12 protein-coding genes are annotated in these 12,960 nt (G+C 33.7%); all 12 read left to right on the forward strand.

Annotation, left to right across the window (positions count from 1 at the left end):
• The first annotated feature begins 1 nt into the window (after position 1).
• The 12 genes from BMX09_RS04085 (at position 2) to BMX09_RS04140 (ending at position 12,935) form a co-directional block, all read left to right on the forward strand.
• A complete protein-coding gene (locus tag BMX09_RS04085; protein ID WP_089746429.1) occupies positions 2 to 961 on the forward strand; it encodes an ABC transporter permease in 960 nt (319 codons plus the stop codon).
• Between the two features lie 217 nt (positions 962 to 1,178).
• Entirely contained in the window at positions 1,179 to 2,300 is a 1,122-nt protein-coding gene (locus tag BMX09_RS04090; protein ID WP_089746430.1) for a helix-turn-helix domain-containing protein, read from the forward strand.
• 13 nt (positions 2,301 to 2,313) lie between these two features.
• Entirely contained in the window at positions 2,314 to 2,892 is a 579-nt protein-coding gene (gene pgsA, locus BMX09_RS04095; protein ID WP_089746431.1) for a CDP-diacylglycerol--glycerol-3-phosphate 3-phosphatidyltransferase, read from the forward strand.
• A gap of 201 nt (positions 2,893 to 3,093) precedes the next feature.
• Positions 3,094 to 5,163 carry a type I DNA topoisomerase gene (topA, locus tag BMX09_RS04100; protein WP_089746432.1) on the forward strand — a complete coding sequence of 690 codons (2,070 nt, stop codon included), beginning with the start codon at positions 3,094 to 3,096 and terminating at the stop codon, positions 5,161 to 5,163.
• 345 nt (positions 5,164 to 5,508) lie between these two features.
• A complete protein-coding gene (locus tag BMX09_RS04105; RefSeq protein WP_089746433.1) occupies positions 5,509 to 6,240 on the forward strand; it encodes a CpsB/CapC family capsule biosynthesis tyrosine phosphatase in 732 nt (243 codons plus the stop codon).
• A 124-nt stretch (positions 6,241 to 6,364) separates the two neighbouring features.
• A complete protein-coding gene (locus tag BMX09_RS04110) occupies positions 6,365 to 7,162 on the forward strand; it encodes a YveK family protein (protein ID WP_089746434.1) in 798 nt (265 codons plus the stop codon).
• A complete protein-coding gene (locus BMX09_RS04115) occupies positions 7,162 to 7,830 on the forward strand; it encodes a CpsD/CapB family tyrosine-protein kinase (protein WP_089746435.1) in 669 nt (222 codons plus the stop codon). The genes BMX09_RS04110 and BMX09_RS04115 overlap by 1 nt, the downstream gene beginning before the upstream one ends.
• A 33-nt stretch (positions 7,831 to 7,863) precedes the next feature.
• Positions 7,864 to 9,264, forward strand: coding sequence for a sugar transferase (locus BMX09_RS04120; protein WP_089746436.1), 1,401 nt, complete (start codon positions 7,864 to 7,866; stop codon positions 9,262 to 9,264).
• Positions 9,265 to 9,357: 93 nt separating this feature from the next.
• Positions 9,358 to 10,803: an LCP family protein gene (locus BMX09_RS04125; RefSeq protein WP_089746437.1), complete on the forward strand. Its 1,446-nt coding sequence runs from the start codon at positions 9,358 to 9,360 to the stop codon at positions 10,801 to 10,803.
• A gap of 19 nt (positions 10,804 to 10,822) precedes the next feature.
• Positions 10,823 to 11,272 carry a PssD/Cps14F family polysaccharide biosynthesis glycosyltransferase gene (gene pssD, locus BMX09_RS04130; protein WP_089746438.1) on the forward strand — a complete coding sequence of 150 codons (450 nt, stop codon included), beginning with the start codon at positions 10,823 to 10,825 and terminating at the stop codon, positions 11,270 to 11,272.
• Positions 11,273 to 11,284: 12 nt separating this feature from the next.
• On the forward strand, positions 11,285 to 11,779 hold the full coding sequence (locus BMX09_RS04135; RefSeq protein WP_089746439.1) for a glycosyltransferase: 495 nt from the start codon (positions 11,285 to 11,287) through the stop codon (positions 11,777 to 11,779).
• A 10-nt stretch (positions 11,780 to 11,789) separates the two neighbouring features.
• The gene (locus BMX09_RS04140; protein ID WP_089746440.1) at positions 11,790 to 12,935 is read left to right on the forward strand and encodes a glycosyltransferase; all 1,146 of its coding nucleotides are present in this window, start codon (positions 11,790 to 11,792) and stop codon (positions 12,933 to 12,935) included.
• Positions 12,936 to 12,960: the final 25 nt, after the last annotated feature.

Consider the following 12,960-nt stretch of genomic DNA (forward strand, 5'->3'; position numbering starts at 1 on the left):
GATGGATTTAATGACATTATTATCAATTATCGTTAGTTCAATGTTGGTATATTCAACACCGCTAATCTTCACTGGTCTAGGTGGAGCGTTTTCTGAGCGTAGTGGTATTGTAAATATTGGTTTGGAAGGGATTATGGTTATTGGTGCATTCGTAGCTGTTATCTTTAACTTACGCTATGCTGGTACATTCGGCGCAGCAACACCATGGATTGCTATGCTTATTGCAGGAGTAGTCGGAAGCTTATTCTCACTAATCCATGCCGTAGCAACTATTAACTGGCGTGCTGACCATATTGTATCAGGTACAGTAATGAACCTTTTAGCACCAGCATTATGTGTTTTCTTAACTCGTGTAATGTTCGAACAAAAAGGTCAAACAGAAATTATTACACAAAACTTCGGGAAAGTAACATTCCCATTATTAAGCAAAATTCCAGTAATTGGAGAGATCTTCTTCACAGATACATCAGCTCCAGCTTACTTAGCGATTTTAGTGGCTTTCTTATGTCACTTCATTATCTTTAAAACAAAATTCGGTTTACGTTTACGTTCAGTAGGGGAACACCCACAAGCAGCTGACACATTAGGTATCAATGTATACAAAATGCGTTACTTCGGGGTATTAATCTCTGGCTTCTTAGGCGGAATCGGTGGTTCTATCGTTGCTCAATCAATTACATTGAACTTCTCACATGCTACTATTGCAGGTCAAGGTTTCATTGCGATTGCAGCGATGATCTTCGGTAAATGGAATCCAATCAGTGTTATGCTATCAGCCTTATTATTCGGCTTAGCGCAAAGTTTAGGTGTAATTGGTAACTATATCCCAGTTATCCAAGATATCCCGTCAGTATGGCTAAATATCGCTCCTTACATCATTACAATCGTTGTATTAGTTGGATTCATCGGAAAATCAGAAGGTCCAGCAGCAAACGGTACAACATATATCAAATCAAAATAATAATTATTTTAGACCAAGAGCAATCTTGGTCTTTTTTTGGGGGTTCTATAATTTATAGGGTTGATGAGTAAAATCCTTGATCCTATTTTTGTGTCAAAATGAATCTTCCAAAGACTAGAATTGTCTCAATTAGCTAACAAAATGCGATAGAGGTTTTGCTTAAAGCTTAATTTATGATATACTAACCAAAGAAATAAAAGAAAAGTTGGTGAAATCAATGGAAGAAACAATCGGAAATAAATTACAAAAAGCACGTCAAAGTAAAGGGTATACGTTAGACGATTTGCAACAAATGACGAAGATTCAAAAGAAATATCTAATTGCCATTGAAGAGGGTGACTATGATATTATGCCAGGTGAATTTTATACAAAAGCCTTTATTAAGCAAGTGGCAGATACCGTTGGCTTGGATGGAGAGAATGCTGTAATTGATTACCTAAAGCAAAAAGATGCACCAGTAGTAGTCGAACCAGTAGCGCCTGTACAACCAGTTGCACCACAAGCAACTAAGACACCGGAAGAAGTTCCAGTACGAGAAGTATCACAGCCAATAGCAAAAGAATCAGAGCATGAGGAAGAGAATATAGAACCCACACCAGTAGCGCCAAGTCGTCAAGATGTTAAGCCGACAACTCAAGCGGCAGTGGATCATAGTGTGAATCAATTCAAACGCTATATTCCAACAATTTTAATTGCGATGTTAGCTCTAGCGACTGTCTTTGCCATGTATAAAGCTTTTAAAGATGGCAATGAAACACTTAAACCAAGTGCCGAAAGCCAAAGCTCACTAGTCGAATCAAGTGAAGCTGAATCATCACAAGCAGAAGAATCAAGTGAAGCCGAATCTTCACAAGCAACTTCAGAAAGTACACAAGAATCAAGTGAACCAGAAGCTACAAGCCAAAAGCCAGAAGAAACAGATACAAACAATACAACAACTACCTCTTCACAAGAAGTATCAAGTGAAGAAGTAACGCCGGAACCAGCCCCAACCCCAGCACCAATTCAAAACCAAGTAGTACAAGGGAATGTCACTAATATTGGCTATGACGCAGATACAGTGAACTATTCAGTCCAAGGAATTAGCTATCCAGTAGAAGTTGTTATTTCTAATCAAGGGGATGCGAATTTATGGTCAAAAATCACACTTGATGGTGAGGAAGTAGTGGATGATGTCTTTCTTAGTGGTGCGACATTTAATGCGATTGCTAATGAAGGAACAGGCGTTATTAATGTTGAATTTGGCTACCGTCCAATAGGGGATATCTATGTGAACGGAATTCATGTAGATCTGCCATATGATTCAAACGCAACAGATGTGAATTTCTATTTAAATTAAGGAAGGTAATGGAATGAATCTACCAAATAAATTAACCATATTACGAATTTTAATGATTCCACTATTTATCTTAGTGGTCTCTTTTCCATCACAATCGACTTGGAATATTTTAAGTTCTCAAGTTAATCCCATGTTATTTTTGGCGATGGTTATCTTTGCTTTAGCGAGTATTACCGACTTTTTAGATGGTGCTATTGCTAGAAAGTATCACCTAGTCACTAATTTTGGTAAGTTTGCTGATCCAATGGCTGATAAAATGTTAGTGATGACGGCTTTTATTAGTCTTGTTAGCTTAGACTTAGCGCCAGCATGGGTTGTTAGTATTATTATCTGCCGTGAATTAGCTGTTACTGGATTACGAATTCTTTTAGTAACAGACGGTGAAGTGCTAGCTGCAGCCTGGCCAGGGAAGGTCAAGACTGCGACGCAAATGTTTGCTATTATTTTCTTATTAATAGATGATTTACCATTCAAAGCGATCGGACTTCCAATTGGCACTATCCTTTTATATGTATGTTTATTCTTTACAGTCTATTCAGGAGCAGACTACTTTATCAAAAATAAACACGTCTTCAAAGACTCTTTCGAATAAATACTAGAATGGCTTTTCTTCCAAAAGTGGGGGGAGAGTCATTTTTTCGTAATTTTTTCACAAAAATAAAATGCGTCAAATCAAGCATTTTAGCTAAAAAAAGATAGAAATTAATAAATACCGTTTGACAAACCAGTGATAGATAATTTATGATGAAAAGCGACTCATAGAAGATAGTCATCCTAAGAAAGGGGACTGAATATGGCTAAGAAAAATTTGGTGATCGTGGAATCACCAACCAAAGCAAAAACAATTGAACGTTATTTAGGAAAAAACTTTAAAGTAGTAGCAAGTAAAGGACATTTACGTGATCTACCAAAAAGCACAATGGGAATTGATGTGGAGAATAATTATGAACCCCACTATATCTCCATTCGTGGAAAAGGAGATTTAATCAAATCTTTAAAACGTGAAGCAAAAAAAGCAGATAAAGTCTACCTCGCAAGTGACCCGGATAGAGAAGGGGAAGCGATTGCTTGGCACTTAGCTCATTTATTAGATTTAGATATTAATGAAGAGAATCGAATGGTTTTCAATGAAATAACCAAAGATGCGGTCAAAAATGCCCGTCAACATCCAAGAAAGATTGATATGGACTTAGTAGATGCCCAACAAGCTCGTCGTCTACTAGACCGCTTAGTCGGCTATACCATCTCACCAATATTATGGAAGAAAGTTAAAAAAGGTTTAAGTGCTGGCCGTGTGCAAAGTATCGCCTTAAAATTAATTATCGACCGTGAGAATGAGATCAAAGCCTTCCAACCAGAAGAATACTGGTCATTAACAGCAAAATTCAAAAAACAACGCAGCAACTTTACTGCGAATTATTATGGCTATCAAAATGAGAAAAAAGCATTAGAAAAAGAACCAGATGTCAAAGCAGTACTAAAAGACTTAGACGAGACAAAACCATTCCATGTCCAAAAAGTTACCAAAAAAGAAAGAAAGCGTAATCCTGCATTACCATTCACAACTAGTAGCTTACAACAAGACGCTTCTAATAAGCTAAACTTTAGAACACGTAAGACAATGATGGTTGCACAACAATTATATGAAGGAGTATCACTTGGACGCCAAGGTTCTGTCGGTCTAATTACCTATATGCGTACCGATTCAACACGTATTTCTGAGACAGCTAAAGCCGAAGCAATAGAATATATTCTACAAGAATTCGGACAAGAATATCTAAGAACAACACCGACCAAGACTAAGCAAAAAGAAGGTTCGCAAGATGCCCATGAAGCCATTCGTCCATCATCAGCAATGCGTACCCCAGCTTCAATCGAAAAATACTTAACCAAGGATCAATACAAGCTATACAACTTAATTTGGTCACGCTTTATGGCAAGTCAGATGACACCAGCCGTATATGATACCGTACAAGTAGAGATTGAGCAAAACCAACATATCTTTAAAGCGAATGGCTCTACCATTAAATTCCTAGGCTACCAAAAAGTCTATAAAGAAAAGAGCGACAAAAAAGACAATGCACTACCAATCTTAGCAGTTGGCGATGAAGTAACATTACAAGAACTATTACCTGAACAACACTTCACCCAACCACCATCACGATATTCAGAAGCAACATTAGTACGTACCCTTGAAGAAATCGGTGTTGGTCGCCCATCAACTTATGCGCCAACCATCGAAACAATCCAAAAACGTTACTATGTGAAGTTAGTTGCCAAACGATTCGAACCAACCGAACTAGGAGAAATCGTCCATAACATTATTAGCACCTACTTCTCAAATATCGTCGACACAAGCTTCACCGTTGAAATGGAACGCGAACTAGACCAAGTCGAAGCTGGTAAAGAAGAATGGATTAAAGTTATCGATCGCTTCTACAAACCATTCAAAGCTGAAGTCGATAAAGCCGAAGAACAAATCGAAAAAGTCCAAATAAAAGACGAACCAGCTGGCTTTGATTGTGAAGAATGCGGTCATCCCATGGTCATCAAGTTAGGTAGATTCGGAAAATTCTATGCATGTAGTAACTTCCCCGACTGCCATAACACCAAAGCCATCGTCAAAGAAATCGGCGTCAAATGCCCAGATTGCCACAAAGGCGACATCATTGAAAGAAAATCTAAGAAAAATCGCATCTTCTACGGCTGCAATAGCTACCCAGAATGCGAATTCGTCTCATGGGACAAACCAATCGCCCGCAACTGTCCAAAATGCAACTCATACCTAGTTGAGAAAAAAGTTAAAGGCGGCAAGCAAGTCCAATGTAGCCAATGCGAATATACAGAAGAAGTACAGAAATAAACAACTAGAGATCTGTCATAAAGACGGGTCTCTCTTTTTATTAAAACGACATGACGAAAAATAAAAATGTCAAGCAAAAAATCACCAAAAAACAAAAAATCGCCATAAATATGTTACAATAAAAAATATAGAAGTTATGAAAATACAAATAACCGAATGCTTTTGTTCGTTTTATATACGAATTATGTCGATAAAATATAATTCGTAAAAATTAAATTCATTTATATCTAAAATGTGTTAACAAGAACTAGGATATATGATACCATTATAGGGAATTCGGTAGAATGATGCCTTTTTATCACAATCCGAAATGCATATAAAATAAAATAATAAAGGAGGCATACAATGAACGGAATATATGATGTACATAATCATTTCATATTCGGAGTGGATGATGGTGCCAAAAATATTAAAGAATCACTAGCCTTAATTGAGAATGATTATCAAGCAGGCGTCAGAACGATTATTCTTACACCACATTATCGTAAAGGGATGTTCGAACCAACTGTACAACAAGTATCAACTCGCTACCAAATCCTAAAAGAAACCGTAGCACTTATCCATCCTGACCTCGAACTACTACAAGGACGTGAATTCCACGTTAATATGGAAATGATTGATACATTGAATGAAGACCCAAGTCACTATTGTTTAGGGAATTCGACTATTTTATTGACAGAATTCTCATCAGCACATAGCTTTAACTTTATTCGCGAACGATTGTATCACTTAATCGTTAATGGTTATGTCCCATTAGTAGCCCATGTCGAACGTTATCCAGACTTAGTAAAAGATCTAGATAATCTTGTTACTTTAAGAGAAATGGGGTGCTATATTCAAGTCAATGCTGATACCATCTCCGGTAAATCAGGCTACAAACAAAAACGACTTGCCACTAAAATGTTAGATGAAGGCCTAATTGATCTAGTTGGTACAGATGGACACAATCTAACCACAAGAATACCAGGAATGGCAGCCTGCAAAAAGCGCCTAATCAAGCTATTAGGGGAAGAAGAAGCACACTATCTATTATGCGAACGGCCAAAAGAACTATTAATAGAGCATAATAGAGGATAAAGTTGTCATAAATATATAAATATAGGAATTTTAACGAAAAGCGTTGAGTGTAACCGTTTTTTATTATAACATAAGTAATATTGGCAATTTAAAATTATATAATAAGCAGTAAGGAAGGGAACCAATGAATAATAACGAAGTAAGAGAAGAAGTAGAAATTGACTTAGCTGAGATTTTCCAAATCTTAAAAAACAAAATTGGCATTATTTTAATAGTAGGAATAATCTCTGCAGTCCTAGCAGGTATCGGAACAAAACTATTCGTAACGCCATTATATCAATCAGAAACAAGTCTTTATGTCTTATCTGATTCAGAAAAAGATAACTTAACCAATTCAGACCTAGCTAAGAACACTTTATTAACACAAGACTATGCAGAACTAATCAAAAGCCGCACAGTAATGAATGAAGTCGTAAAAGCTAATCACCTAGAGGCAACACCAGATCAATTAGCTGGTCAAATTAATATCGACGTTAAAAATGGTACTCGTGTTATCAATATCAAAGTAACCGATAAAGACCCTGAAATGGCCCAAACATTAGCCGATAGCGTTCGCCAAGAAGGTTCAGAACAAATCGAACAAGTAATGGATGTAGCAGCAGTAAAAGTTGTTGACCCAGCTAACTTACCACTAAGACCCTCAAGTCCAAATGTAAAGCGTAATGTCTTAGCAGCAGGTGTATTAGGTTGCTTTGTAGTTATTGCATTCCTTATTGTAAAACACTTAATGGATGACACAATCAAAACAACTGATGATGTAGAACAATACTTAGGTTTAAGTGTCTTAGGAGCAATCCCATATGACGAAGAATTAAACAAAAGTCATAAAAAAGCACATAAAGCAGTAAAAAAAGCAAAAGCAACAAAGAAAACATCAACAGAACCAACAACTGCAAGACGTGGAAAGAGAGGCACTAAATAATGGAACAAATCACAATTAACTTACCTTATATGGACTACTTCGCCAATGAAGCCTATAAAGCATTACGAACGAACTTAGGATTTTGCGGTAAAGAAAAAAAAGCCATTACAATCACAAGCTACTCACCAGCAGAAGGTAAAAGTACGACAATTATTAACTTAGCTCGTACTTTAACAGAAAGTGGCCAAAAAGTATTAATTATCGACGGTGACCTACGTAAATCAAGCCTAGTATCCAAACTAAAAGCAATCGGTGCTAATAAAGGCTTATCACATTACTTATCACATCAAGCAAGCCTTGAAGAAGTCATCTACAGCACAAATGTCAATAAATTAGATATCATCTTCTCAGGACCCGTACCACCAAATCCGGCCGAATTACTAGAAGGTGACCTATTCTCAATGACATTGAATTCATTAAAAGATTACTATGACTATATCTTAATCGATGCACCACCAGTTGGAAGTGTAATCGATGCAGCCGTTATCGCAGAAAGTTGCGACGGCATCATCATGGTCATTGAAAGTGGAACAGTCAGCCACAAAGACGAACAAGAAGTCAAAAAGCAACTTGAAAAAACAAACAGCCCAATCCTAGGCGTCATCTTAAACAAAGTAAAACACAGTGGTAAAGGATATTATCAGAAATATGGGAAGTATGAACACTAGTAAGGATAAAAATAAAATATAAAAGAGGTTAATATGTTTGAAAAAGAAGAAAATGGAATATTTAAAAATTGGATGTTCTTAATTAGCGATATGCTTGCTTTACAAATTGCATTAATTATTGCGTATGAACTCAATGGATCAATAGGAAGTATATCAATAGATGAACATTATGTGTATATCTCAACAGGATGTGCCATTATCAGTTTTTTAGTAGTATTCTTTGCAGAAAATTATAAAAGTATTGATAAAAGAGGCTATTTTAAAGAGTTCGTCAGTGTTACATATTTTACTTGTATTGTTTTCCTTATTATGATTTCCGTATTCTTCGTTTTTAAAATATCAGCAATTTTTTCAAGATTATTTATTGGAATATGGTTTATTATCAGTTGGATTATGGTTTATTCTTTTAGAGTTACAATTAAAGAAATATTAAAAACAACTAATAAATATCATAAATGCAAAAAAATAATGATTGTGACGAATTCAAAATATGCTAAAGCAGCCAAAGAGTTAGCAGAAGAAAGTCTAGATTCTAATTATAAAGTTGCTGCAATTGGCTTTTTAGATGATTGCAATAAAAATATTGAAGGAATTGACACAACATATAGTATTGATGGAATTGTTGAATATGTTCGTACACATTTAATCGATGAAGTGTTAATTAGTCATGTTTCTTATTCAGGACGTGAAGAGCTAGTTGAACAATTATTATCAATGGGGATTACAGTACATTATAATTTATATAATTGGAAAGTAAATCATCCACATGCAACAATTAATACATTAGGAAAATTAAATGTAGCAACAGCTTGCAATAATAGCATATCAGAGAGAAATCTATTCATTAAAAGATTAATGGATATTTGTGGTTCTATAGTAGGATTAATTATCGGAATACCAATTTTAATGGTAGTTATCCCGATTATCTATATTAATTCACCCGGGAATGTATTCTTTGTACAAAAACGAGTAGGTAAAAATGGACGAATATTTAATCTTTATAAACTAAGATCAATGTATATGGATGCCGAAGAACGTAAAGCTGAACTAATGAAAAATAATGAAATGAATGGTTTGATGTTTAAAATGGAAAATGACCCACGAATTACACCAATCGGACATTTCATTCGTAAGACAAGTATTGATGAAATACCACAATTTGTAAATGTTTTAAAAGGAGATATGAGCTTAGTTGGAACAAGACCACCAACTGTAGATGAATATAAACAATACGAATTACATCATAAAAGCCGTTTAGCAATGCGTCCTGGAATTACAGGAATGTGGCAAGTAGCAGGCCGTAGTGAAATTACTGACTTTGAAGAAGTAGTTAGATTAGACAGAAGTTATATTGATAATTGGAATTTAGGTTTAGATATCAAATTGTTACTAAAAACAGTAGCAGTAGTCTTTAAATCTAAAGGAGCAAAATAATACAGAAAGAATAAGTATTTTTGTTAGCTAGATCATCTAGTTGATAAAAATACTTTATCTTTAAGAAAAGACAATCAGAAATGAGGAAAATTAATGAGAAGAGTAAAGGAAAAAAAAGAAAATAAATCATTAAACTATATTAATATTGCTTTAACATGCATACTAGTTGCTTTATTTTCTTGGTTATTATTATTACTGATTTCATATCGCTTTGTTAGTTTAAAGATTGCAAGTTTGATTGTGATTATTTTAATAGGAGTAATTGCTGCATTATACGGTTTTAAATTGCGAAAGACTCTCATTGGGGTTCAGTTACTATTAGTTTTATTATGTGGTTTTGGGATTAGTAAAGTTAAGGTGACCATTGATGCCTTTAGTGAAATGAACCAAACTGCAATTAATGAAGAGACCATGTATGTACTAGCTCTAAAAGATAGTGATAGTACAACATTAAAAGATTTAGCAGGTCAATCAATTAGTGCACCAGTAACATTTGATAAAGCTAATATTGACCAATTATCAGAAGACTTAGCTAATAATCAGATTACTTTAGAAGAGACTCAATCATATGGAGAATCTTATCAAGCCTTAAAAGATAAAAAAGTTCCAGCAATGATACTTAACGCTTCATATGCAAGCTTAATTGAATCTGTAGATCCAGACTATCTTGATCATACGAAAATTATCTTTGAAAAAGTATTAACCAAAGAACAAGAACAACCAAAAGTCTCTAAAAAAGAAATTAAAGACAAAATTGAAAAACGAGTATTAAATATTTACTTAAGTGGAATTGATACCTACGGCGCTTTAGATAAAGTATCTCGTTCCGACTCAAATGTACTAGTAACAGTCAATAAAGATACAGGACGAATTCTGTTAACCAATACACCACGAGATAGCTTTGTCAAAGTTCCAGGGCCAGGTAACGACCAATACGATAAATTAACCCACGCAGGAATTTATGGCGTAGAAACATCAATGGCAACATTAGAAAACTTATATGATATTGATATTGATTACTATGCACGAGTAAACTTCACCACATTAATGAACTTAATGAAAGTATTAGGTAGTATTGAAGTGTATAATAGCCAATCATTTGTATCATTACACGGAAATGTTGACTTTCCTGAAGGCAATGTGACGCTAACTGCTGATACAGTCCTTCCATTCGTACGTGAACGTTATGGCTTATCAAGTGGTGACTATGACCGTGGACGTAACCACGAAAAAGTTATCACAGCAATTATTAAAAAGATGTTAACACCAGCCATCTTATTAAACTATGATCAATATTTAGATGTTATCTCAAAATCTGTTCAAACAAATCTAACACTTGAAGAAATGGCTGCACTTGTAAATGAACAAATTGAATCAGGACAAGAATATACATTTGATTCACAAGATTTAACAGGTCATGGATCAATGTCAACAGAGTGTTATTCAATGCGAGGACAAAACCTATACATTACAAATATTGATGATAATGAATTAAATAAAACAAAAGCACGAATCTATGGAGTAATGGAAGGAAAATAAATACTAGGTAGGTGGAACAATGAAAGTATGTTTAGTAGGTTCTTCAGGAGGTCATTTGACGCATTTGTATATGCTAAAACCTTTTTGGAAGAATAAAGAACGATTTTGGGTAACTTTTGATAAAGTAGATGCACAAAGCATCTTAGAAGGAGAAAAAATGTATCCGTGTTATTATCCAACTAATCGTAGTATTAAAGCACTGATTAAGAATACTATTTTAGCGATAAAAGTATTACGAAAAGAAAAGCCAGATTTAATTGTATCTTCAGGAGCTGCAGTTGCAGTACCATTTTTTTATGTGGGTAAATTAATGGGAGCAAAAGTAGTGTATATTGAAGTTTTTGATCGAATTGATAAACCGACAATTACTGGAAAATTAGTTTATCCAATAGCGGATGAATTTATTGTAGAATGGGAAGAAATGAAAAAAGTTTATCCTAAAGCTGTTAATTTAGGAAGTATATTTTAATAGGAGAAAAAAATGATATTTGTTACAGTCGGAACACATGAGCAACAATTTAATAGACTAATAGAATGTGTAGATACCTTAAAAGCAAATGGAATAATAACTGAGGAAATAATAATTCAAACAGGGTATAGTACATATGAACCTAAGCATTGTGTATGGAGCAAATTATTTCCATACACTGAAATGATAAAAAATATTGAAAAGGCAAGAATAGTTATTACTCATGGTGGACCTTCTAGCTTTATTATGCCTTTACAAGTTGGCAAAATACCAATTGTAGTACCAAGAAAAAAAGTATTTGATGAACACGTTAATGATCATCAATTAGAATTTGCTAAGGCGGTTGAAGAAAGACAAGGAAATATAATAGTAATAGATAATGTTAAAGAATTAAAAGATATAGTTATTAATTATGATAGTATAATTCAAACAATGCCTAGTGCTATGAATAGTAACAATCAATTATTTAATAGAAAGTTTGAAGATATAATTAATAATATATTTTAAAAGGAGTAATATGGAAAAGATAAAAAAATATAAAATAGTATATGTTATTACAAATTGTAAAAAAACAGGTCCAATGAATCAAACGTTAAATATTATTAAAAATTTAGACAAAGAAATGTTTGAACCGGTTTTAGTTACATTATTTGAGGAAAATTTTAACGATAGTATGAAAGATAAGTATAAACAATATTGTAAAGAAACATACTGTTTAAAAACAAATAAGCTTGGTGCCGTTATGACCGGAAAAAGAAGATTGAAAAAATTATTTTCTGAAATCAAACCAGATTTAATTATCGGATTAGGTATGCCACCGTATAATCTATGTTCAAAGTATAAAGATGCTAAAAAGTTAGTTACTTTAAGAAATTATTGTTATGAAGATTACCCATCAAAATACGGTAAGTATATCGGGAGGATGTTAGCTTATAAAGATATGCATATAATAAAGAACAATTTAAAACAAGGAAACCCTTTTGTTACATGTTCAAAAAGTCTTAGTGATATTCATAGAGAAAAAGAAGGAATAGAAATTCCATTTATTAGAAATGGCGTGGATATGACTAAATATACAAGAGGGAAGGAATCTGAAAAGAAAGAGCTAAAAAGGAAGTTAAATATACCAGAAAATAAAAAGGTGATAACTTATTCTGGAATTTTATTTGATAGAAAAAATCAAGAAGAATTGATTCAAGGTGTAATAAATTCTCAATACAAAGAAGATGTAATATTATTATTACTTGGCGATGGAATCGATAAATCTGATTTAGAAAAGAAATATAAAAAACATACGAATATAGTTTTTGCAGGTAATGTAAGTAATGTGGAAGAATATTTACAAGTTACAGATTTATATGCAACTACTAGTAAGTCTGAAGGAATGCCAAATGGTGTGTTAGAAGCAATGGCAGCAGGAGTTGCATTGTTAATGTCAGATATACCTCAACATCAAGAAGTTTATGATTTAGATCATAGAATGGGTGCAGTATATAAATTAGGTGATATTAAAGACTTAACAGAAAAAATAGACTGGATATATAATCAAGATTTAAATAGTATGGGGGAATATAGTTATTTAACTGTAACTAATAACTTAACAGCTGTAATAATGAGTAAAAACTATCAAAAATTTTATTTAGATATTTTAGAAGATAAATAATAAATAGGCATGTTTTTATAGAAAG

The sequence above is a fragment of the Granulicatella balaenopterae genome (genome assembly GCF_900111135.1).
Taxonomy (GTDB): Bacteria; Bacillota; Bacilli; order Lactobacillales; family Aerococcaceae; genus Granulicatella; species Granulicatella balaenopterae.